The sequence below is a fragment of the Paenibacillus sp. MAHUQ-45 genome (assembly GCF_058133325.1).
This window is the reverse complement of sequence record NZ_JBYUPV010000003.1, coordinates 73,807-97,531: the sequence shown is the minus strand read 5'-3', so window position 1 is coordinate 97,531 and position 23,725 is coordinate 73,807. Positions and strand designations below refer to the sequence as shown.

At 44.3% G+C, this 23,725-nt stretch carries 25 protein-coding genes; 2 read left to right on the top strand and 23 right to left on the bottom strand.

The features are described 5' to 3' along the window. Positions 1 to 270 precede the first annotated feature (270 nt). A complete protein-coding gene (locus AC3Y23_RS07705) occupies positions 271 to 1,323 on the bottom strand; it encodes a 2,3-butanediol dehydrogenase (protein ID WP_379197365.1) in 1,053 nt (350 codons plus the stop codon). Between the two features lie 289 nt (positions 1,324 to 1,612). Between AC3Y23_RS07705 and AC3Y23_RS07700 the strand changes: the two genes are divergently transcribed. Next, positions 1,613 to 2,638, top strand: coding sequence for a LacI family DNA-binding transcriptional regulator (locus AC3Y23_RS07700; protein WP_379197363.1), 1,026 nt, complete (start codon positions 1,613 to 1,615; stop codon positions 2,636 to 2,638). Between the two features lie 93 nt (positions 2,639 to 2,731). Further along, positions 2,732 to 3,253 carry a dihydrofolate reductase family protein gene (locus AC3Y23_RS07695; RefSeq protein WP_379197361.1) on the top strand — a complete coding sequence of 174 codons (522 nt, stop codon included), beginning with the start codon at positions 2,732 to 2,734 and terminating at the stop codon, positions 3,251 to 3,253. A 97-nt stretch (positions 3,254 to 3,350) separates the two neighbouring features. Here AC3Y23_RS07695 and AC3Y23_RS07690 read toward each other — a convergent pair whose 3' ends face one another. The 22 genes from AC3Y23_RS07690 to AC3Y23_RS07585 form a co-directional block, all read right to left on the bottom strand. After that, positions 3,351 to 3,974, bottom strand: a complete 624-nt coding sequence (locus tag AC3Y23_RS07690; RefSeq protein ID WP_379197359.1) for a C39 family peptidase — start codon at positions 3,972 to 3,974, stop codon at positions 3,351 to 3,353. Between the two features lie 45 nt (positions 3,975 to 4,019). After that, the gene (locus tag AC3Y23_RS07685; protein WP_379197357.1) at positions 4,020 to 4,922 is read right to left on the bottom strand and encodes a metallophosphoesterase; all 903 of its coding nucleotides are present in this window, start codon (positions 4,920 to 4,922) and stop codon (positions 4,020 to 4,022) included. Between the two features lie 129 nt (positions 4,923 to 5,051). Continuing rightward, positions 5,052 to 5,246, bottom strand: a complete 195-nt coding sequence (locus tag AC3Y23_RS07680; RefSeq protein WP_379197355.1) for a hypothetical protein — start codon at positions 5,244 to 5,246, stop codon at positions 5,052 to 5,054. 480 nt (positions 5,247 to 5,726) lie between these two features. Continuing rightward, positions 5,727 to 6,095, bottom strand: a complete 369-nt coding sequence (locus AC3Y23_RS07675; RefSeq protein WP_379197353.1) for a VOC family protein — start codon at positions 6,093 to 6,095, stop codon at positions 5,727 to 5,729. A gap of 16 nt (positions 6,096 to 6,111) precedes the next feature. Beyond that, on the bottom strand, positions 6,112 to 6,561 hold the full coding sequence (locus tag AC3Y23_RS07670) for a GyrI-like domain-containing protein (protein WP_379197351.1): 450 nt from the start codon (positions 6,559 to 6,561) through the stop codon (positions 6,112 to 6,114). Between the two features lie 102 nt (positions 6,562 to 6,663). Further along, positions 6,664 to 7,467 carry an ABC transporter permease gene (locus AC3Y23_RS07665; protein WP_379197349.1) on the bottom strand — a complete coding sequence of 268 codons (804 nt, stop codon included), beginning with the start codon at positions 7,465 to 7,467 and terminating at the stop codon, positions 6,664 to 6,666. A gap of 1 nt (position 7,468) precedes the next feature. Beyond that, positions 7,469 to 8,278 carry an ABC transporter permease gene (locus AC3Y23_RS07660; RefSeq protein WP_379197347.1) on the bottom strand — a complete coding sequence of 270 codons (810 nt, stop codon included), beginning with the start codon at positions 8,276 to 8,278 and terminating at the stop codon, positions 7,469 to 7,471. Beyond that, positions 8,275 to 9,297, bottom strand: coding sequence for an ABC transporter ATP-binding protein (locus AC3Y23_RS07655; RefSeq protein ID WP_379197345.1), 1,023 nt, complete (start codon positions 9,295 to 9,297; stop codon positions 8,275 to 8,277). Before AC3Y23_RS07655 ends, AC3Y23_RS07660 begins: the two co-directional genes overlap by 4 nt. A gap of 199 nt (positions 9,298 to 9,496) precedes the next feature. Beyond that, positions 9,497 to 10,357, bottom strand: a complete 861-nt coding sequence (locus tag AC3Y23_RS07650) for a CPBP family glutamic-type intramembrane protease (protein WP_379197343.1) — start codon at positions 10,355 to 10,357, stop codon at positions 9,497 to 9,499. Between the two features lie 232 nt (positions 10,358 to 10,589). Beyond that, on the bottom strand, positions 10,590 to 12,866 hold the full coding sequence (locus tag AC3Y23_RS07645) for a preprotein translocase subunit SecA (RefSeq protein WP_379197341.1): 2,277 nt from the start codon (positions 12,864 to 12,866) through the stop codon (positions 10,590 to 10,592). A 114-nt stretch (positions 12,867 to 12,980) separates the two neighbouring features. After that, entirely contained in the window at positions 12,981 to 13,058 is a 78-nt protein-coding gene (locus AC3Y23_RS07640) for a VOC family protein (RefSeq protein ID WP_379198542.1), read from the bottom strand. Between the two features lie 195 nt (positions 13,059 to 13,253). Then, on the bottom strand, positions 13,254 to 14,087 hold the full coding sequence (locus AC3Y23_RS07635; RefSeq protein WP_379197339.1) for a sulfurtransferase: 834 nt from the start codon (positions 14,085 to 14,087) through the stop codon (positions 13,254 to 13,256). Continuing rightward, positions 14,080 to 14,928: a MerR family transcriptional regulator gene (locus AC3Y23_RS07630; protein WP_379197337.1), complete on the bottom strand. Its 849-nt coding sequence runs from the start codon at positions 14,926 to 14,928 to the stop codon at positions 14,080 to 14,082. The genes AC3Y23_RS07635 and AC3Y23_RS07630 overlap by 8 nt, the downstream gene beginning before the upstream one ends. 29 nt (positions 14,929 to 14,957) lie before the next feature. Further along, positions 14,958 to 15,719: an ABC transporter ATP-binding protein gene (locus tag AC3Y23_RS07625; RefSeq protein WP_379197335.1), complete on the bottom strand. Its 762-nt coding sequence runs from the start codon at positions 15,717 to 15,719 to the stop codon at positions 14,958 to 14,960. Positions 15,720 to 15,730: 11 nt separating this feature from the next. Further along, entirely contained in the window at positions 15,731 to 16,483 is a 753-nt protein-coding gene (locus tag AC3Y23_RS07620) for an ABC transporter permease (RefSeq protein ID WP_379197333.1), read from the bottom strand. 534 nt (positions 16,484 to 17,017) lie between these two features. Further along, positions 17,018 to 18,178, bottom strand: coding sequence for a phosphotransferase enzyme family protein (locus tag AC3Y23_RS07615; RefSeq protein ID WP_379197330.1), 1,161 nt, complete (start codon positions 18,176 to 18,178; stop codon positions 17,018 to 17,020). Beyond that, the gene (locus AC3Y23_RS07610; RefSeq protein WP_379197328.1) at positions 18,175 to 19,098 is read right to left on the bottom strand and encodes an ABC transporter substrate-binding protein; all 924 of its coding nucleotides are present in this window, start codon (positions 19,096 to 19,098) and stop codon (positions 18,175 to 18,177) included. The genes AC3Y23_RS07615 and AC3Y23_RS07610 overlap by 4 nt, the downstream gene beginning before the upstream one ends. A gap of 25 nt (positions 19,099 to 19,123) precedes the next feature. After that, complete coding sequence (locus tag AC3Y23_RS07605) at positions 19,124 to 20,131, bottom strand: ABC transporter substrate-binding protein (protein ID WP_379197326.1); 1,008 nt, start codon at positions 20,129 to 20,131, stop codon at positions 19,124 to 19,126. A 417-nt stretch (positions 20,132 to 20,548) separates the two neighbouring features. Beyond that, positions 20,549 to 21,223, bottom strand: a complete 675-nt coding sequence (locus tag AC3Y23_RS07600; RefSeq protein ID WP_379197324.1) for a hypothetical protein — start codon at positions 21,221 to 21,223, stop codon at positions 20,549 to 20,551. A gap of 75 nt (positions 21,224 to 21,298) precedes the next feature. Continuing rightward, positions 21,299 to 21,664 carry a hypothetical protein gene (locus AC3Y23_RS07595; protein ID WP_379197322.1) on the bottom strand — a complete coding sequence of 122 codons (366 nt, stop codon included), beginning with the start codon at positions 21,662 to 21,664 and terminating at the stop codon, positions 21,299 to 21,301. Positions 21,665 to 21,689: 25 nt separating this feature from the next. Then, positions 21,690 to 22,064: a hypothetical protein gene (locus AC3Y23_RS07590; protein WP_379197320.1), complete on the bottom strand. Its 375-nt coding sequence runs from the start codon at positions 22,062 to 22,064 to the stop codon at positions 21,690 to 21,692. Between the two features lie 22 nt (positions 22,065 to 22,086). Next, positions 22,087 to 23,457 carry a DUF8370 family protein gene (locus tag AC3Y23_RS07585; protein ID WP_379197318.1) on the bottom strand — a complete coding sequence of 457 codons (1,371 nt, stop codon included), beginning with the start codon at positions 23,455 to 23,457 and terminating at the stop codon, positions 22,087 to 22,089. Between the last annotated feature and the right edge of the window lie 268 nt (positions 23,458 to 23,725).

Below are 23,725 nucleotides of genomic sequence, written 5' to 3'. Positions count from 1 at the left end.
GGCCTGTCCTCCCACCCGTTGTTGCATTATCAATATTATATCACATTAAATTTTTGTTTCTATTTATGTAAAAAGTGAGTCCTGATATCCTACTGATTTAGCGGCCATAGGAATATTCAAAGAGCTATGCTGTATGTGCACATCCAATAAAAAACTTCGGATCAGCCTGACCCGAAGTACGAGCTATCCACGCAAAAACGCCGCCTTTAGTCTCACTAAGGCGGCGTTTTGCTATAGGTTAGTTTTTCATTTTCGGTTCTTAATTACTTGCTAGGGTCTCGGAGAAACCATGATTTTAACCTGGTTCTTCTCTTTCAGCAAGGTCTCAAAACCTTCCTCCACGATATCACCCAGAGAAATGCGCTTCGTAACTAGCTTTTCCGCTGGGAAATAGCCTTGCCCCATCAAACTGATCACCGCCGGGAATACATCCCGGTATCCGATAATGCCCGCAATATTTCTCTCCTGCAGGACAATCTGATTCGGATGAATGGATGCTTCGCGTTCAAAGATACTGACAATCATAATTTGTCCACCGATACCGGTAGATTGAATCGCTTGTGTCAGGACAACCGGAACCCCTGTAACCTCATAAGCCACGTCTACTCCACCGTTAGTCAGCTTGATAATTTCCTGAACAGCATCCTTCTCAGCAGGATTGATGCCTATAGCACCAAGCTCCTCTGCCTTGTTCCGACGTTCTTCCGATAACTCAACAGCATAAATCTCGGAAGCGCCTGATGCTTTAAGTGCCTCTATAACAAGCAGTCCGATAGGTCCTGTACCGAATACGGCTGCACGATCTCCGACTTTGAATTGACTGGAACGAACCGCATACAGCGCAACAGCGGAAGGTTCAACTAATGCGCCCTGTTCATAGGACAGGTTACTTGGAATCTTGTGCACCATATTCACATCAACAGCCACGTACTCAGAGAAGCCGCCACCACCACCGGCCAGACCGAGGAATCCCATTTTTTCACACAGATTGTATTTACCCTGTTTGCAGGCAGCACATTTACCGCACGCAAAGATGGGCTCAACCACTACCCGATCACCGATCTGTAAGGACGATACCCCTTCTCCAACTTCAACAATCTGACCGGAAAATTCGTGACCCATGACGATTGGAGCCTGTTCATTCGTTAATGGATGAGGTGCTCCTTCCGGGATGAAGATCGGCCCTGCCGCATATTCATGCAAATCACTTCCGCAAATGCCGCAGGCTTCCACTTTGATTTTAACTTGACCTTTCTGAACTTCGGGCTCACGAATCGTTTCTACGCGTAAGTCCTTCACACCATGCCATCTGAGCGCTTGCATGTGAGTCATCTCCTATACACTTGATTAATGAATGAGTTAAGTAAAATCCAAAACAAAACCGGAAACGTTTCCGAGTAATATCATGTCACAATTTGTTCAAAGTGTCAAATGTGAATTGGAATAAAAAGCGTAATTTAAGTGTGGGATTTATATTTTTTCTGTATATAATAATCAAAATCCACTTTGTACAAGTCATAATCCTCAGCAATGCCGACTATGCTATAATAAAAATAAGAGATGAAATAAACAACATAGATTCGGAAACGATTCCGGATTGAAAGGAATAAATATGACCGATCCCAAAAAGGTGACGATTGCGGATGTTGCCAAGAAAGCAGGCGTAGGCATTGCTACCGTCTCCCGTGCACTTAACAATCAGGAAGGAATCAGCGCAGCGACGAAGGAGCGAATCCTTGAGGTCATTAAAGAGATGGGGTTTAGTCCGAACACCTCAGCCCAAAGCCTCAAAATTCGTCAGACCTCTCAGATCGCATTGGCTGTTCCGGATATCCGCAACGCGATCATCCCGGATATAGCATGGTCCGTAGAACAAGCTGCCAAACAGCATGGCTATCGGGTGGTGCAGATTAACACCCTTGGTAATGCAAGGCTGGAACTGGAGACGCTACGTGAGATCAAGAAGCTTCATGTAGATGGATTAGTGATTATGCCCCTGGCTTATCCCAAACAGCTGGAGAGCCTAATCAACCATGCCAATCTACCGATCTCCGTGATCAATTATAGTAAAAAACTCAGCGCGGACTTGAAGGCTGATGTCGTCGGTTTATCCCGTCAGGAAGGTCGGCTGGTCATGGAGCATTTGAAGGGAATCGGGAGAACGAGGATTGCCTATGCCGGCGCTCCAAAGGACAAAATAGAAGAGCGTTATTTTGCCTATGAACAGTCTTTGTCGCAGTTAGATGCTTCTCTTGTCTATTTTGGTGAGGATTTTTCATTTGAAACAGGAAGAATGGCAGCGAATTACTTCTACAGCCTTAAGCACATGCCGGATGCGATTTATGCTGTCAATGACATGATTGCCATCGGAATTGTTAATCGGTTCAAAGAGCTGGGTGTTCGCGTACCTGAGGATGTGGCCATTGCCGGCATCGATAATAACCTGTGGGCGACCGTGACCACACCGCAAATCACATCCGTTTCCATTATGGGGAGTGAAGTCGGTCGGCTCGCAGCAGAGCTGCTGCTCAAGCGAATTCAATCAACAAGCGTGACAGATTATGAGCGAGTTGAATTTGAACCACGACTCATTGTTAGGGAGTCCAGCGTAACAGCGAATTACTATACTTCCAAGTAATCTCCCTTCACTCTTTTTTAATATGACAGAAGATGACGTATTTCACTGCTATGATGAAGATGAATCTAATGTCTGAAGGGAGAAATAAAATTTATGACACGACCAGTTGTACTATACATCGCAGCCTCACTGGACGGTTACATTGCGAAAGAGGATGGCGGAGTGGATTGGCTTAATGACGTCGAGGGAGAAGGCGACAATGGCTACAGTGAATTTTATCAAACCATTGATACCGTCCTGATTGGTAAAAAAACTTATGATCAAACCTTTGAGTTAGCGGACGAATTCCCCTATCCGGATAAACAGTGTTACGTATTCTCCCGTTCCGAGCAACCGCCAAGCCCGCATGTCACCTTCGTTCATGAAGATGTGGCTGGCTTCGTGCACAAGCTAAAAGAACAGGATGGTGCCAAGATTTGGATCGTTGGCGGAGCTGATATACTCGATGTGCTTATGAAAGAAAAGCTCGTGGATGAATTCATAGTCACAATCACTCCAATTGTACTCGGCAATGGCATTCCACTGTTCAAAGGTGACAACCCGGAAATAAAACTCACGCTTAAAGAAGCGAAGCCATCAGGGCAATTCGTTGAGCTTCATTATGTTGTAAAATAGCGGATGCGAAAAAACCGCCTCTCCCTTATTCGGGTTAGGCGGTTCTTGCTGCTTAATCACATATCCGTGACTTACTATCTCTACCAACTGAAATATCTTATTGTTCATTTATCCAAAATGACATAAAGGCACCAGAAAACGATCTTTTAAAATCTTCAATGGGTATAAAATGATTTTCCCAATTTAGCTCTGTACTAGATGATGGATGATTTACTATAAAACCTTGCAACTCTCCATTTTCTCTCACCGCTCCGATCACAACGATCAAATGCCCGCCCGCTTGGATGATCTCGCCGTTACTGTCCATTTTGCCGCCATGAAAACCGGCAGTTACGGATGTAATACACGGTCTATTCTTTTCTATTTCAAAAAACACATCATTTACATTACTTTGTCTAAAAGTCTGACCTGATACATTATATTTTTTTGCAAGCTCAACTAACCCTTTATGTATCCATCCTCGCTCACAATGGGCTCCGATTTCTAATCCCCTATATACGAATTCGCCATAGGTCTCACTTAGTTTATTGCCGCGATAGCTCTGGAATCCGTCGATAATCATTTTGATAGATGCAATCCCGCAACCACGTACTTGCCAGTGCTCAGCATCCTGTTTATTCTTAAATCCCTGCAAACTACTATCATTAAAATCAACTAGCTGCGTGTAAAAAGGAATAGGATATGAAACTGTTAATATCTCTTTTCGCTCATTTGCTTTCAATAGATAAACCCTCCAAAATATCTGAAATTTAATAAGTGCTCCAGCCTACTCAGTACGCAGTTTCACTACTGAGATCTCCGGGCGATTGTTAACCCGCCAGCTAAATTCGGCACTGCCCAGACCACGGTTTACGAGCATTTGCGTCTGATTGTCATCGCCGATTTTAAACATACCAGCATCGTATTTTGGAAAAAAGTCACGTTCTGGCGACAACAGACCACCTACGAATGGAATACGTATAATACCGCCATGGACATGGCCTGTAAGCACAAGGTCGGCACCCCAATCTGCGTAGACGTCAGCATACATCGGATTATGGGTAATAAGGATTTGAAACAGGCTTTTGCTGACAGGTCCCACACTCTCTTCGATGCGATCCGCTCCGTATGGTTTTTCTCCTACATAAGTGGCAGTATCATAGCGCTTATACAACCGCATAGGTAAGATCAGCCCTGCAAGCTGAATGCTGCTATCCCCCCGCTTGATCTCTACATCTGCATCATCTACAATATTTACTCCGAGGGAACGAAGCTCGTCCAAATAATTTTGGTACCAAGAGAGACCAATATTGTGCGCCTTGCTGGCAGCGATTTGTTCATGGTTGCCGGAGACATAATAGATTGGTACATCCCGAATCTGACGCACAAATTGGAGAAAAGCCTCCCCTTGCCTGTCGGTACCATTAATCATATCTCCAGTAGTAATAATTGCATCGGGCGCAAGGCTAGTCACTTCTTTAGAGAGCACTGACTGATTTTCCCCAAACATTTTACTGTGCAAATCAGACAGCTGGATAATACGGAATCCTTCGAATTCGGCTGGAATTTTCTCAGAAGTGACAGTGTATGTTGTTGTTTGTATCCAGTTATTTTGACCGTAAAGATAAGCCGAACCTAAGGATAACAACAAGAGCAGCGCCAACACTCCACGCTTGGCCCACCGTTTCATTAACTAACCTCCCCATGCAAAAGAACTCTATCGGCTCCCCTCTATGGACAGAACAAGAGTTACCAGACTGAACATTACTATATCGTATTACAAATGTAACATTATGTAAATCTATGTCACCCACCGCTACTATTTATGAATGATAGACACTTGGCTGTGAAAATAATCGAACAACTCAAATAACGCCACACCTATAGGGGTGGCGCCAGACTGCTGAGGAAATAGTTTAGAAAATAGTTGAGAAAGTAGTTGTTGTGCGAAATCCATACTTAACCCCTTGATTAATGAACCTATCTCGAAATCAGTACTTGCTTCTTGTTCCATCTGGCAACGGTCCCCAGCTACGTGCTTCATAACAACTAACAAGCCTCGTGAGGCGTTATTTCCTAACAACTTAACGGACTTCAGAGACGCTATTCCCTAACACCTGACCGTTCCAGAAAATAACGGACTCCAGAGGCGTTATAAGCAGAAATCCTATGTAAAATCCACGGTTTGGGAGGAAATAGCGGCACCTGAGTCCGTTACAGGTTCCAGAAGCGACTTGATGTGCAAATAACGACGATAGGGTCCGTTAGCCCCCATACATAAGTTTCAACCTTCTGAAACAGTGATTTTGGTAAGCGCTGATGATGAAGTCGAGCCTGATTTATAAGGCTATCATCAGCAATCGTAGAAAATGGTGTTTGTCGACAGTCTAAGCACCACTCCTCTGAAGGAGTGGCGCTTTGTTGATTTTGTGTATGCAGTGAATCACTTTTGTGTATGAAGTGTCTTGCAAACACCATCCGCCTTAATAATCTATTAATTATACTGTATGGCACCCCATAGATTGCCTTCTGGATCGTAAAATTTGAGGACCCAGAATAATCCATCGTTTTGATATAGCTGAATGCGAGTGTTGAGTTCTACCAAGTTATCATGCAGCTCATGAATCCTCGTTGTTCGATATAACAACACTGGGAAATCCGTTCCGTCCACTGTATAGTGCGCAAATGTTGAATCGTCCTGCGTTTGCCACAGCATTAAGAGAGGCCCTTCGGGCAAGGTAAGAAACGCAATGCGGTCCCCGTCCCGGCTGCTCAATTGAAATCCTAACTGCTCAGTGTACCATGAGATGGCCCGCTCCAACTGGTGAACTGGAATCTGAACATGCTCTAATGACGTTAACATGTTGCATTCTCCTCTCTTAACTGAATATAGGCACAAAAATACTAGCGTTATTAAAGTGTTGTTCTTCTCCAAATTTGAATACTTCAAGTGCAAGCGACCTTGGATTATTATGCAGACTATTTTCTTCCAAGAAAGATTTGATTAGCGCATACGGATCTTGATCTAATGATCTTACCTTGGCATACCGTTGACTGGGCACACTGAATCCGATCATGCCTCTGGGAACCTTCTCAATTCTCGTTACTTCCATACAGTAGATGTATGTAAAGAGTACATCGCTGGCAAAATGCGGACATACATATTCGTGCTCATTTATAACCCCTATAATCTCGCTCTTTCTATCGAGAAATACTTGATTGGCTTCTTTCATGCTATTGTCATCAAACCTTTGAAAAACATTGGTCACCGCTACTCCAACAAAATGCTTCTCTTCAAGCGTTACAATCTCTACTTGATTGTTCTGCATGAACCTCACTCCTCGTACTTATAATAGTCTGCCTAGATCCATGTGAGCTATGTGCAACTTGTTGGTGGACTCATTGCAGATCGGTCGCCGATATTTTAACGCTTAACTCCCCGTACCCTGATATTGGTTCAGTCCCGCATTCCATACCCGATAAGCGATGAAGAATAGGAGAAGACCGATAAGCGGAGTCATATAAGGCAGCCATGATGCGAACAGCACCCCTTCTTGCTTATCCAGAATGACATATGATGGATAGAAATTGACAAAACCGTAAGGGATGACGAACGTCAGGACGATCCGCAATATTTTACTATAGATTGAAATCGGATAATCGGCGAAGCCGCGGATGCCAAAAATCACAATATTCTTCACCGACCTTGCGCGAACAAGCCAGAAGCACATGGAACCGGTGATGATAATAAAAGAAGCTTGAACCAGCACCGCTCCCAGCAGCACAACAACAAAGCTGATATAATCGCTCCACGCAAGATGTAAATCCAGCTGGCTGAAGCAAACGCCCAGCATAATCACCGCGATGGCAATGTCGCCAAGAAAGAAATGACCAAAGCTGCGAATGATCATATGAATAAAAGGATTGATCGGTTTGACGAGCAGGCTATCGAAAGAGCCTTTATGCACATCCTCTTCAACATCATTCATTTGAAAAAAGAAAAAGATAGCTGCCACCGCATAGGTGAGCATATTGAGGGTATACAGCAGCATGACCTCATACATATTCCAGCCATTGATACTCTGAAACCGGCTCATCAGTGCCCAAATCACGGTATAGCTAACCACATGCGTAAGGGCAAATCCGATAAAGTCCATATAAAATCCGAAGCCGTGCTCTGTTTTGCTTTTGAAGTAAATAGGGATAAAACGCGCGTAGAGTTTAAGGTATCTCATCTTAGCCTCCCTGGACGACAAGCTTGTGAACGGCTCGCGACCACATCCATTTTTGCAGCAATAAAAAACCGGCCATCCACGCTAATTGCTGGAGAACGATGGCAAGCAGATCGTACCAGCCTGTTACTTTCCCCAAGTAAACGGAGATTGGTTCATAATAGATAAGACGAAACGGCAGGACGTAGGAGATCTGTATCAGCGAATCGGAGAAAAACCAAATGGGAATAAATGCGCCCGAAAATAGCCGGACCAGTCCATTCAACACCGTATTTACTTGCCAGACGAGAATGTACCAGAAGGCGATCAGACCGATCGTATACGTAATCAGGAAATTAAGAATTAAGCCATTGAAGACAAGAATAAGAAAGATGAGGCCGTTAGCCAGCGAGGGGAGCTGTACGTGGAAGAAGGACATGCTGACGAGTACTAACGGAATTAATTCGAATAATATACGGTACATGTTCGCGCCTAAAGTCTGACAGAAAATGACGGAGCGAAAGCTCATCGGCTTTATGAGATCCATGGCGATTTCTCCTGAGGATACTTTGGAGCTTACGCTGAAAATCACGTCATTCGTAGCGAACACCGAGATTACCGAGCTGATCACAACATATGTAATCATTTCCTGTAAACTAACCGTACCGGCTTGTGAGCTTAAAAGATTATTATCTTCAAACAAAGCGTACCAAATATAGATCTGCACGAGGACCTTGAATAGCTGACCGAACAGATAGAGCAAAACCTCAGCACGAAAAGCAAGCAGTGATCGGAAGGCGTTCAGCGTCATTTCCCGATAAAGCGCGATTCTCATACGCTCACTTCCTGCCGCTTGTGCTCTTCCTGACTAAAGCCGGAGTACAAATTCCGGATAATTTCTTCGATCTCTGTCTCCTTGACCTTGAAATCACGAACGGAATAGTGATCCATAATCCACTTGATAACCGCAGACGAGTTGATTTTATTCTTATCGTAGAGTAGCTGGGTTCTGGCTTCTTCTGTCCGATTGAACGAAATCCCCATTCGTAAGAGCGCATCATCCATGACAAAATCCTCTTCTGTATCCAGCTCCATGCTCTCCATATTGCCGTAATCGTTCTTGAGCGTATGCAGATTGCCGTCATACATCAGTCGACCGTGATCGACGACCATCACGCGACTGCACAGCTTCTCAATGTCGGCCATGTCATGGGTCGTCAAGATGACTGTGGTACCTCGCTCTCGATTAATTTGGCGGATGAACTCGCGAATGCGTTCTTTTACAACAACATCGAGTCCGATCGTGGGTTCGTCGAGATAAACAATCTGCGGATCATGCAGCAGCGCCGCACACAGATCTGCACGCATCCGCTGGCCGAGACTTAACGAGCGTACGGCAACATTTTTAAATTCATCCAGTCCTAAAATATCACTGAACAGCGCCATATTCTGCAGAAAACGATCCTCAGGAATTTCATACATATACTTCGTCAGCCGGAGTGATTCGATCACCGGGGTATCCCACCATAGCTGGCTTTTCTGGCCGAATACGGCACCAATTCTCCGAGCATTTTCGATGCGGTTCTGAAATGGCACGAGTCCATTCACACGTACATCACCGCTGGTCGGGACGAGGATGCCTACCATCATTTTGATCGTTGTCGATTTCCCAGCTCCGTTAGGCCCGATATAACCGACAATCTCACCCTGATCGATCGTAAACGAAATGTCCTCCACCGCAACCTTCTGTTCATATTCCCGGTACACAAGGCTTTTCATCAATGGCCAGAATCCGTCCTTGCGCTTCTGTCTTTTGAATTCTTTACGCAGATGCTCGACTTGAATCAGTGGCATGGCCGACCCTCCTTCATACAGTCTTTTCCCATCATAAAAGGTAGAAAAAGAAATGTATAGAGGGTAATGTAATCTTTTCCAGTGTGGTATTACTCAAATTGATAACCTGATATAAGTTCAGATATGGTTGGATATAAAAATACATCGCCCCAGGTAAGTAACCTTAGTGGCGATGTACTCAAATCATAATGACTGTTGCTTATAATTGGTGCACACGAATCGGTCTTCTCGACATCATCCAGGCTGCTAACAGTAAGAATAACGCAACTAGGATTCCAGACTCTCCTGTCCATAACATCGCATTTGTACCACCAGTGTATGCATCAAAGGCATCCTGAATGATTGCATTCCATGAAGCATGTAAAAGAACTGCAGGCCATAGGCTTCCGCTTGTTAAGCGTAGACGTCCAAGAATATAAGCAAATGAGCTCACAGAGACCATAAAGAGAAGGATCGAAACTGCAAGGTTAGAACCTGAATTATAATTACCAAGTATAATAATTGGAAGATGCCATACACCCCAGATGATTCCGCCGACCAGCAAAGGACGTGGAATCCGGGCATCGACGAGTCGTGTAGTCATATACCCTCTCCAGCCAAGCTCTTCTCCCGAACTAGTAATTAAACCAATTAGTGTTCCAACGGTCATTTGCATTAGCACTGCAACTAGAAATGCAACTTCTGGTGAACCTTTAGTACCGTCTGGTGCAACAAACTGAACAAGTCCTGTTGTCCAAGCGATACCGTAACCTAAGAAACCAATAATTACAGGAAACAATAACACCATAGGCAACGTCTTTAAAAGCTTCTTGAATCCAATTTTAAGAGAAATATCTGCTATTCCTTCACGAAGCACTAAACGGGCAATAATAGATGCAAGCCCTGGTGCCCACATTAATAGTAAAACAAAAAGCTCTGATTGTAGTGCCAATACATATCCGAGGATGGACAGCGGGATCAATCCTGCAAAGAATACGAGGAGCCCCCGTCTCGCACGACGAATGCGTTCCTGTTCTCCTATTGCCCCTGTGGCTGGAGGATTGGTGAAGTCAGTTCTCATGGTTGTAGTCCCTTCATTGATTAGTATGTATTAATAACATTTAGAAGTATATCAATGAAGAGGCCTTTATCAGAATAAACTCAAGCCTAGTCTTTTTCCCAGACTTAAGCCTAGTAGCTATAAGACTTAAGTACAGGCATTTATAGGCAACTAAACTGCCTTTGGAGCAATAGTTCAGAGCAGCTGTTATTTCGCGCAGTAGAACACGGTTATCCTTGAACAGTACGCTGCATCAATATTTTGATAGCCTGAATATCGGCCTCGCAATCGTGCGAAGCCAATAAGAAAATACGGTCGTTCCGGTCCATGAGCTGCGCTTATTCTGGATATATTGATCATTGATAATATAAGTCCGAGTGGAAGTAGGGCTCTTCAGACCGAACTGTTCCCACAGCGCCGGATCATTCGAACCTCCGAGCCTTACAAGCATATTCGCCGACGCACTGTTGATTTTATCCGGAATTTCCTCGTATGCTTGGGTGATTTGCGTATGAAATTCGTCGATCGGATTGCGGCTGGCAAGGCTCTCCAAGTGAATGCCTTCGCGAAGATAAGAAACGTAAGCCAGATGGTCGGCCCAGAACTCGTCGATATAAAAAAGCCGTACCCGCTGCTCCGAAGGGCTCATCGGCTTCTCGCGTTTCAAAATTTCGAGCCGCTCCTCATATAGAATTCGCCTCTGATCCTCCACCATATCCGAATAACAGTTCAGTTCCTGATGGATATCGAAGTTTTGGCCCATAATAACGCGCTGAATATGCGCGATTTTGCTGCGGAGCACCGGCTCTTCGAGAGCCTCCTCCTGCCTAGGAGCGCGAATCGATTTATGGATACCGAACCGAAGCAGCATCTCGTCCTCCAAGCTTACGAAAAATATGGAAGACCCCGGGTCGCCTTGGCGGCCAGCACGACCGCGAAGCTGGTCGTCGATCCGCACGCTTTCGTTTACATGTGTACCCATTACGTACAACCCACCCAACTTGGCGACAACTTCTGCTTGCGCGGGGTTGCCGCCGCCGAGCCGAATGTCGACGCCGCGTCCCGCCATATTCGTAGACACCGTCACGGCGCCGATTTCTCCCGCTTTGGCGATGATCTCGGCTTCTTCTACGTCGTTTTTCGCATTCAAAACATGGCAAGGTACGTCGGCAACCGCTAGCGCCTCCGCAAGCATGTCAGACTCCTCGACGCTTGACGTACCAATGAGAATTGGACGTCCCGTCGTATGGACGGACGAGATTTCTTGTACAAGCGCCTTAAGTTTGGCTTCTTTATGGGTATAAATTCGGTGCGGATGGTCGATCCGTATGTTTGGCCGGTTCGGGGGGATTTGCACGACCTGCAGCACATAGATAGCTTCGAATTCCATTGCGGAAGCATGCGCTGTAGCCGTCATTCCGCAAATCCTCGGATACAGGCTAATGAAGTGTTGCAGGGTGATCGTCCCGAGAATTTTCCCACCGGCTTTCCACTGCAGCGCTTCTTTAGCCGCAAGCGCGGCTTGCAGACCGTCCGGCAAATACCTGTTCTCGGCCACGCGGCCGGTATATTCTTCGATCAGCTCGATTTTACCGTCCCGGACGATATAATCGACGTCTTTTTTTAATAACGATTCCACATGCAGCGCACAATTTAATGATGTTAACAAATGAGTATTATGGATATCGTACAAACTACCGCATCCCAGCAGCGATTCCGCTTTCGCAGCACCTGCTTCATTCAAGTAAACGTTCCGCTGGAACTCGTCGAAGTCATAATGCTCCACTGGCTGTAGCTGCCGAGCCACTTCTGCAAAAAGAATACCGTCGCTCTTGGAAGAACCCAACTCGCCGCTGATGACTAGCGGCACCCGTGCTTCGTCGAGAAGGAGTGAATCGGCTTCGTCGACGATGACGTAGTGGAAAGGGCGATGCACGGTATCTGCTTCGGTTAGTGCGATCGTGTCGCGCAAATAATCGAAGCCCGCTTCTTTAGCCGTAACATAAGTTATATCCTTGGCGTACGCTTCCCGTTTCTCGAACAGGCTCATGCCCGCTTGAACCGAGTTTACCGTTAACCCGAGGAAACGATAGATCGGGCCCATCCACTCCGCATCTCGATTTGCCAAATAATCGTTAAAAGTCAGCACATGAACGCCTTTGCCAGTCAGCGCATTTAGATAAGCAGGCATAACAGCAGAGAGCGTTTTTCCCTCACCGGTATGCTGCTCGATCAAAAATCTCTCGTGGAGAGCGATAGCAGCCATGATCTGGACGTCGTAAGGCTGTAATCCGAGCTTTCTCTTCGCTGTCTCGCAGACTAATGCATACGCATCGACAAGCAGCTCATCCAAAGGAGTGCCCGATTTTGCTTCTTGTTGCAGTCGGAGGGATTCCGCTTGCAGCTGCCCATCATCCCATGCTACCAAATTTCGTTTCCTGATGAGCTCCGTTTTGTCCTGATAGGCTTTCAGCTTATTCTGGTTATCGTGGTCTTTGAATTTTTGCATCAACTTGACGGCGATATTCATAGGAATTTGATCTCCCCTCGCTAGAAAAATGCTTAGTGCCCAACAATAATTGCGCTGATCTGTCGGAGTCTCTGTCATTTTGTTCAATCTACCAAAAAATTCTATTAAATGCAATTAGGGAAAAGAGTGCTCCTCTTCCCAAATAACCTGAAAACCCAATGCATTCTTGTACCACTCAACCGATCTTCTAATTGTACTTCCATATCATGTAATTATTATATATGAACCTATCTGTTGCCGCCAAACTGGGGGATACCGGGAACAACCGAGGAAAGCCAAGCGAATCGCTTCCAAAGTTGAACGAAAAGCACAAAAAGGGATGTGACAGCCTGCCTGCTGGCAACCTGTCGCATCCCTCCAACCCGCGTCCGCCGCGGCTCTCAGCACTTACTCTTCTCCAGTAGCCACCGGGTTCTCGTCATAGCTAACCCAATCGCTCCAGCTTCCCACATACAGCTTCACATTGTTATATCCTGCTTCCGTTAAGGCCAGCACGTTGGGACAAGCCGTGACTCCAGCGCCACAGTACACGATAATTTCCCGATCGACCGGAATGGCCTTAAAGCGTTCCCGCTGCTGAATGCCATCAAGGAATACGCCGCTGGGAGAACCATCTTCCCAGTAATGATTAATAGCACCAGGAATATGACCTGCCTTCTGATATTTCGATGTATCCTCACCCGTATAGCGATCATGTATCCGTGAATCGATTAATACTTTATTTTCCTGACCGATACCAGCTTTAACCTCAGTGATCGTAGCCTGTAGACTGTCGTTAATCCGGGGGGAGAATGTTGTATGCACAGGCTGCGAAGGCTCATCCGTTACTGGATAACCTGCTTGACTCCAGCCGGAAAAACCATCTGACAGCAGCTTCACATTTTCATGGCCGGCATGCTTCAGCATCCACCACAGCCGTGACGCAATACTGCCTCCCTGATCGTCATACACAATGACTTCCTTCCCCTCATCAATCCCGGCTTGTCCCAGCTTCTCCGCGAACACAGCAGGATCGGGTAATGGGTGACCGCCTCCATGAATCTCTTTTGGGCCCGAGAGATCGGTATTCAGGTCAAAAAAAACAGCACCGGGAATATGACCCTGCAAATAAGCCGCGTTGCCCGCTAATGGTTCGCCTAATATAAAACGAACGTCCGCAAATACTGTGTTAGGATCATTCAGCCGCAATACAGCTTCTGTTGAATGAATCAAATTAGACATAATCAGTTCCTCCAATAGGCAAAATCAGTTCGGTTACATAGTTATCGCTGACCGCGGTGCTCCATGGATCGATAATGTATCTTTCGTAGGAAGCCCCCTGTAGCGGAATGTCTTGCTCTTCAGCCCAATGCTGTACCTTTTGGTACGTCTCAGAGAGGGTACTATAATCTCCTTTGTGAACTACACTTAAGGCCTGAAACCCTCCCACCTCTGTAGTCAGCTCAGCATTTGCTTCATCCTCAATCACTGCCGTGTAGCAATCTACGGATGTGAAGGTATGATTGATGCGCTGGCCAAAATCTTCGAAGAACAGCATAAACGGACCATATGCAAATACATTATGCCGGTTGCAGAGCGCGACGAGCACGTTGCTATAAAGTACTTCGATATTAGCGGCTTGAGGGTCCTGAATCTCATAACGGAACTTCATCGTACGGTATTGTGGAAAAGGTGCAATCTCGATATCCTTCTCCTTCCGTGGTTTCGCCAGCAACGTCTCCCCTTGCTTCAGCAGCCGCTGCCATTCCTGAATGGCAAAATGTTTCTTCTGCAGCTCCGCCATCTGCTGCTCAACGATCAACAGTTCTTTATTCATATAGTCTTCCAGCACTTCAAAGTTAGAACGCTCCAGCATCTGACGAATATCATCAAGCTTAAAGCCTAGTTGTTTGTAATATTTAATCAGCGGAATCTTTCGCATACTTTCCACAGAATAATACCGATAGTTGCTTTCAGGAGCGATGCGGTCAGGTGTCAGCAAGCCGATGTCGTCATAATAACGAAGTGTCCGAATCGGAACATTGCATGTCTTTGCCACTTCTCCAATGGTGTACCATTCCAATTCGTCTCCCCCTTTTCAGTGCCTTGCTATTACAAAAGACCTTTAATGGTTTCCTTCAATACTAATAACTCAGGATTTACGAGCCGCTCTCTCTTATTCTTCTGGTCAAAACCAACGGTAAGCTCTTCCTTCACTACTCCTGGTCTCGAAGACAGCACATAGATCCGGTCAGACAGAAAGATTGCTTCTTCGATGTCATGGGTAATGAATAGGATGGTCACGTCAAAAGCTTCTTGGACCTCCAGCAACCAGGCTTGCATGCTGCCTTTCGTAATGGAATCCAGCGCACCAAAGGGCTCATCCAGCAGCATAATCTCTCCAGAGGCCAGGAACGTACGAAGAAAGCTGGCGCGCTGCTTCATACCCCCGGACAGCTCACTAGGATAGCGCTGCTCATAGCCTTTTAACCCGATCCGGTCCATCAATGATACCGCCTTTGATCGTGAAGCTTCCTTGTTAGAACCTTTCAAATCCAGCGGCAAAACAATATTGTCCAGAACCGTCTTCCACGGCAAAAGCAGATCCTTCTGCTGCATATAGCCGATCTCCCCATGAACGTCCAACGTGCCCCTATCTGCCGGCAATAGGCCGGTAATGATGTTAAACAGGGTGCTTTTTCCAGAACCGCTCGGACCCAGGATGGATACGAATTCACCTTTTCGGATATGCAGAGAAACATCTTTCAAGATCTCCGCAGAACCATACGATTTGCTGATACCATCAAGTGTAATCAAGGCGTTGTTCTCGCCGGAACTAGGGACAGTCTTCTCCAACAGTGCTTTATCTTGCATCGTAACCTCCACTATTTCCAATGAGTCGTTTTTTTGGATATATAATTGATAAGGTAAATAAAGCCTACACTGATGATCACGATGACCAAAATCGAGGCAAACACTTTATCCAGCGCATAAGCATTCTTGGTCCGAACCATATATACCCCGATTCCCTTGGTTCCGCCTTGCCATTCCCCGATAATCGCCGCCATAATCATATACGTTGCCGCAATTTTGAGTCCGGAGAAAAAATTCACCATGGCATACGGCAGCTTCAAATGGATGAATGTTTGCAGCTTGGATGCTTTATAGGAGTGGAAAAGCTTCAAGTAGTCTTTGTCCACCTTCTCAAACCCGTCCACCAGACTAATACATATCGGGAAAAAGCAGACCATCACAATAATGAGGATTTTCGGCAAAATGCCAAAACCAAACCAGACGATTAGTAGCGGTGTAAGCGCAATGGTCGGAATGGTCTGTGAGACGATCAAGATAGGATATAGCGACTTCTTGATAACGACAAAGCTGTCCATCAATATACCGAGAACGAAAGCTAATGCAATCGATAATGCAAAGCCGAGGACAGATTCATACAACGTCGTGCCGACATGACCCGCAATGGTGCCGAAGTCACTAATCAAAGCACTGATCGTAGCCACCGGCGAAGGCAAAATATAAAGTGGTACGTGGTTCAACGTCACGATTAGCTGCCACACAATGACGGCAATGAGAAGTGTAGCTATCGGATAGATCCGTTCATCTATCTTTTTAAGTTTGTCCATGGTAGTCACGCCTTTGCAATTGTCTCCCGCGATTAATAAAGAGACCATATCCCGGGATCATGGGAAGTATGGTCCTTCATCGCTTTTTTATATTTCATATAAATCCTATGGGTTTATTATAAATTAACAACCTCATAACAATCTGTCAATGTTAATCTTTAACTGTATAAGACGAACTTAAGATACAAACGTAAGACTTGATCGTCACTACAGTGGAATGTTTGGACTTTCGGCCACTGTAACAAAAAGCGAAGCTGAGCGAACGGGAAGTTTGAGCTTTGTAGGCGCAAAGCTTTCACCGGAACATAGACTCTCGACAACAAGACCTATAATCGATGGCTGTTCAAAACCAGCATCTCACTAGAATCGGTATATTCCCCTTCACCAGTCATCTTAACAGTGAGCAAGAGGGACCTTCTCCTCAACTAACAGCATTTTTGCACTTAATCTCCAATAACCCCTAGTTGCAGAGAATTTAAGGTACAAAAATGCCACTAATTTCACTTCTATCCTTCTATATATAGTACCGCCTGGTCACTCAGTAGCCCTCTGTTCCAGATAGGTCAGTAAGTCTTGACCCTGCTGTCCTTGAAACCACTTGGCATGACCAAGCCAGAAGCTGTCGTAGGCCAAATCCGTGTTGGACTTGGACTTAACAATCCCCATAAAGTAATCCATCTCGCTCAGTGCAAATTCTGCATGGACCAGGGGAAGGATCGCCACAAGTGCAGCTGTCTCCTTACTGTTCAAGGGTCGAATCGACTCGTATCCTAACAACAAGGCCTCAAGTTGAGCGTAATGCACAATGTCGTCCTGTTTTTGATCATCTAAGGCCAGCCATTCTATGATATTGCGTTCAATTGCCGTAGCCAGATCATAAATAGCACTCGTACGGTCTGCGAGACCGAAATCCAGAATTGTTTCAACATGCGACAGTTCATCTCTATCACTCCACAGTAAATTAGAGGCATGCCAGTCATTATGTGTCCAGAGTGGCTTCAACACGTCGAGTAAAGGCGCAAGCTTAGCGTAGAAAGGCATAAAGACCGTTTCCAAATCCTGCTCCCAAGATCGGCTCTCTAGATACTTGCCCAAGGCTTCGCGTGGCGCAATATAGGCCGCCATTTCCTTACGCGGGTCGGCTGAAGCAAAGATCGAGAAGCTTGATACCAAGGCACGGACAGGTCTTGCCGGGGCTTCAAAGCTCTCCGCCGCATGATGCAGACGAGCCAGCGCTTCGCCAGCCGCATAGGCGTGACCGGATGTCAGAAAAGGACTCCACGAAACAGCATCCCGGTACAAATCCTCCCCTTGTGCCAAGCGGTGCACCTCATACGTCCATTCTTCAAGCGCAAAGGCCGTCAAATCATCTCTCCCGGCAACAATATTGCTCACCGGAATTCCCTGGGTTCGTAAGTGGCGGATAAAACGATGCTCCTCCAGCAGCCCTGGTACATCACGCACTGTATGATGATGTCGCTTAACGAACAGGCGCTCCGTAGCGGTGTTCACAATCGTTGCACTGGAGAATGGCCTAGGGCTATGCCAAGCCAGTTCCGAAGCTTCTTCTAAATCAGGATAATAGCTAAATAGCTGATTGACTTCCTCAAGCGTAATTGGTGCCCAATCCGGCCGAACAAGGGTCGTTCCCATGCCATGTGACAGTAGATCCGGACTGTTAGTTTCTGGGCTCATCGTTCATTCCCCTTAGGCAAAAAGGCATTGCTATAAGCAGTCTTCCAGCCATTCCGATCCTGCAAAATACCATGGTCTACAAGCCACTCGGAATAAGGTTCGATCAATTCCGTACGCTGTACACCCCAGATTCCGTTATGCAGCCAGGTGCTGGCTATTAGTGGCAATGAGCGCTCCACAAGCTGGGAAGGGAAAAATGGAATAATCCGTTCATAAATTGGTGCAGCCAGTAGCGGATCAGCGGCCAAGGCCTGGTAACCTCTCTCCGTAGCCGCCAAAAACGCGCGAACAGTCTCAGGATCTTGAATAGTTTTTTCTTCTTGTGTCCCTATAAGATAGCTATGATAGGGCGGCGCACCAATCTCATCCACAGGCCATACGATTCTCTCTTCTTCAGGAACCGCAGTGTCCATGAGAATTTCCCAGGCCCAATAGCTTCCGAAGGTTGCATCCGCCACACCTGCGGCAATATCATCCGGGGTCAACTCTCTTGTACCACTGTCTACAACGATAATCCCATCCGGGTCCCCGCCATCCGCGCTAACCAGTTGCCGGATCATGGCCATACCCCGTGGAGTCGGATTCAAAGCCACCCGCTTACCGCTGAGGTCAGCCGGGCGACGAATCCCGGTACTTCTCACAGTCTGCACGGTTTCCATTCCCCTGTGGTTAATGGCTGCTACGCCCACGACCACTGGCTGCTTCTCTCTTTGTACCAATAACCGATTACTAGGGAAAATGCCGAAATCCGCTTCCCCTCTGGCTAGATAGGCTAATGTGTCGCCCCTTTGTGGATCGTACACCGTAAACTCTACATCAAGTCCCGCATCTTTATACCAGCCCTGCTCACGCGCATAATAGAATCCGGCTGAATTGGTCCAAGGGTAGAAATATTCAAGCATAACCTTCAAGTGTTTCATCGAGATAACATCCTTTTCGTTAGGTTTATTTTTTCGGGAGGAATTCATTTGTAAAAGCCTCTTCCGGTTTCAAATCCGTTGGAATTAGCCCTTTATCCTTGAGGAATTTCGCATAACCGCTCCATACCTCGGTCTTCATCTGCCCCCATGCCGGTGCATCGGCAATATATTGTGTCGCCAAAAACTTCTGACTTTCCACGGCGAGCGTTTTATCAATCTCCGGTGCATGCTTCAACAATAGTTCCGCACTTTCCTCCGGGTGATCAATGGCGTATTGGTAGCCCTCTTCGGTTGCCTTGAGGAACTTGCGTACTTTATCGGGATTCTCTGCAATCGTCTTGGTTCCAGTAATCAGAATCGGTGTGTAGTAATCCAAAGCCGGGTCAAGTTCCCGTGCTGGAATATAGTTCAGTTCAATACCCTTAAGCTTAGCTTGTATGCCGGTCCAGCCTTCAAAAATCCAGGCAAAATCAACGTTTTTCTGGGTAGCGGCGAAGAAATCATCATTACCGATATCTACTCGCTTCAGCTTGTTGAAGTCGCCTCCGTTCTTTTCCATAACCGCTTGCAGGATCGCTTCCTCCGAAGGAGAACCCCAGCCGCCATATACCTTACCCTCAAAGTCCTTCACACTTTGAATGTTCTTGCTTTTGGGTGCAGCAAACCCTGAAGTATTATGCTGGATGATTGTAGCGACCGCCTTGATCGGCAGCGGTTCCTTGCCGGTTAGCGCATAAGTTACATCCTCCTGGTAGCTGACGCCAAAGTCCCCTTTTCCAGCGGCGATCAAAGTCGATGTCGTTCCTTCTGACGGCTGCACAATTTGTACATCCAATCCTTCATCCTTGTAATAGCCCTTCTCTAAAGCAACATATAGACCGGTATGATTCGTATTGGGCGTCCAGTCCAGAATAACGCTGGTAGGTTCCAAGTTCGTACCTTGCGCTTGCTCTTTCCCACTACCTGCACATCCGGACAGGAGCATAGCCGACAAAGCTGTAATCCCTAATACAGTGAATAAACGTGATTTCATATCATATCATCCCTCTCCAAAACTCTCTCAAGTAAATAAATTCTATTCCGATGTATTTACAATGTTATAGACAAAATAATAACCCTCCATGTAACTGGAGGGTCAAGTGTTTTCTAAACTTCTTTAGCATTTCATTTTATTTTCTTTTACCGATGACTAAATTATAGCTCATAATGTATAATTCAGGGAAATTCCTGAGGTGATGATATGAGTAAATCTACAACCTCTGATAAAGCTATTGTTTGCTTCCGCTCGGAACAGCCTTTTCAACCATCATAACTTTCTTTGTGGTTGATCTATCTTCTCCTTTTAGACAATAAGTAAGCGAACAACTCCTGCGACTTTTACGTCTTCTATCGGAAACTTTCATTTGGGGCCAATAGCTTTTCTTTTCGAATGTTCTTCTTTGTTTGTCAATTATTTGATTTTTCTAGCTAATCGTTGATTTCTTACTTCAATCCTCAATTTTTTGCTTACTTCTCTTTTTATTTGGATCTTTGTTATTTCTTCAGCTTGTCGTTTTTTCTCCTTTAGAGCCTCTTCAGTAACATTCTTCACTAAGACTATCCAACGAAATCTACCAAAATAAATATAAATTAATACAAAAAGGAATATTCCTATCGTAAAAATATTCATTTGTAGTGCTTGTGATGCCGCTTTAATAACACCTAAGTATTCTGTAGTCATTTGGTTAGTCTGTTCAGTTAATTTAGTCGTTATCTCATCCAATTTCAAGCCTTTTAATGATTCAGTATTTACGGCTTGATTAAGATTGTAAATCCAATCAATTGGCTTCATCGTATAACTAATCTGAGCATTTATAGTTGTGAAAATCATTGTAAATATTAAGGCCAAGATAGCTATTATTGAAGTAAGCTGTTTATAATGTTCAAACTGAGCATCGATGCTAGTTTTAATAGTAACTATCTCTGATTCTGAGTGATCGTCAACCATTCTATCTTTCAATTTATTTATTTCATCAAGTTTAAAAAAGCCTATTCCCATTGAACCAACATGATATTTTTTTCTTATATAACGACTCGCAGTATCTATCTCTTCAAACTTAACAGCACTTGGATTTCTAGTTTTCATTCTAGAGATTCATATTCCCTTCTCTATCTAATGATTTCACGTCCCAGGTATAAGTTCTTATAGCTTTGACATGGGTCATGGGTTTTCAGCAGTACGCCAACGATATGTGCCATTATGATAGCCAAAGTTTTTCGTCTTAAATTGTTCCATAGCTGCTTTAAATTGACCAAGAATTAGAACAGCATCACTATTTTGTGGCAATAATTCATCATCCAACAAATCAAGGTAGGTTGTACTTATATCTGAGCTCAATAACTCTTTGATGTCCACTAATAGTCGATTAATTACTTTTACCTTCAATGGATTCAAAACACCGTCTTGTTTCTTCTTTGAGAACTCACGCATTTCTAATAAAGCTGAATCTAACATAGGTGCAAACATTTCAAATTTAGCTACAAATTCGGTAGTAGGTAAGTTAGCCTTGCTATTTTTATATGACATGTGAATTAATTCTCCTCGTTAAAAGTTACCAAGATATTTTCTTTGGCGGAGCCGTAGGTATATCTGTTCTAACCCCATTCTTTTTCCAAAACCATCGTAAATTGCTTTGAACAATATTATCAGCTCTGAGTTTTTCTAAACAATTTATATATTGCGACAAAATTAATAAAATATCACTATTAGTAGGAAGGCTTTCATCATCAAATATCTCGAAATCGGAAAACGGTTTATAATCTTCGTCCAACAACTCATTTGCTTGCGACAAAATTGGATTAATGATTTTAAGCTTAAACCTGTTGATAGCGTCATCAGGTTTTTTCTTAGATAGGATTCCAATTTCATCAAATAAACCTTGAAGTTGAGCTTGTGTTTTTTCAAAAAAGCTAACATCTATATTCATGTTCTCATTCTCCTTAGTAATATTAGGATGGACAACTGCGCCTAAACTCTAAGTATTTCTTTTTAATTACTTCGACCGGATGACGCTGTTTACTTTCATACACCGATATCATCAATTTTAAATCCTCATCCGTTAGTGCGATAATACATTTTCTTTGACCGGACCACAGATCAATGGTGTTTTTGAAAATTGGCTTTGGCAAAGGATTTCTTGTAATAAGAACACCAAATCTACCGAACGATTCAGATAAATAACGATTAAGTTGATTGACATGTTCTCTTTCTACCTTTGCGACATTCTTTAATTCCATTACAATTTGTCTAGTTTGATAATCATCATAAATATCTTTTAAAAAATCGTAAGAGCGATTATTGTAAAAAATCAAATCTCTAATTTGAGTTCCTGAGTCCGTTCTGCTTTGTGTTTCAGCAAAATCCAAGTGGGGGTAAAGTACCGATGCCATAAGCTGACAGACAGAATCCTCATATTTTTTGTCAGCATTATCTGTTTTTCCAGATGGTAATTTGATAATAGAATCTAATTTTCTCTTAGCCGAAACTACGGGTATTTGCTTAAACAAGGGGTCATTTTTACAATCGTCTGAGGTTTTTTCTTTCTGCTTGAGGTAGCTCTGAACTACATCATAGTTTTTTCGATTATATTCTAGAATCTCAACTCTCGAAGGTTTGTTATCTTTTCCCTGTAAAATTTCTTTAACAAAATAACCATTAAAGTAGTCTTCATAATTAATCCAAGGGATATACCTTAGCCAACGCTTTGGAACAAATAGTATCGGTTTCTTTGTTTCGGGGTTTATAGGCAAATACGTAGTTTCTTCAACAAACTGATTTGTCTTGTAGTCATACAAATCATAAATCCTCACCTTTTCTATAGGTATCTGATGCCTTTCACTTTGTTGGATTGTAAAATCAATTAAGAACGACTTTAAAAAGTTGCACGCAATATCACTAACTCGATCCTTAGAAATTTGATCGATGTAAAGTTGTATTTCTTCAAAATGAGTAAATCCATTTTCTGAGATTTGAGGTACAGTTGAGAAAAGATTTAATATTGAAGTTGCTGTTTTTTCGCCAATTCTCACCCCAATTCTGTTGGAGGAGGAACCCAGCCCAACTTCAGCACATTCAGATGATCTCATTAATATAGCAATGGCATCTTTTTCATCACCTTTCTTAATTAGATGTCCTAAATGGTTAAATGAATTCGAAATGGCCGTATGTAAAGAGTTATCTTGCATTGATGGTGATTTCCATAACAAAAACGGGTCTAAATATAATGGAATGTCTTCATTAAGAAAAGGAATTGCAAAGTCCACTTCCTCCTGCGTAAATGCAAGGTTATGAAAATCATTTAGTCTCGGCCTTATTAACATGATTAGTTCCTCCATCACAACCAAGTATGCATTATTAGTTCTCTGTCGATTCTCGTTAAACCCAAGCGTAGTTACCTTGAATGATCGTCAGAAAGGTAGTTCCGAATCTTGTGGTTCCACAACGTCTTGGTCTTTTTGTTCAGGCAGAGATTCAAGAACATTGATCACCCTTAGGACCGTCTGTTTATATGTTTTAATTTCTTGGGTGATACCTACTTCATATTTCTCTTCATAAGTGAAAGCGCATAGTTAAAATATTTATCAGATC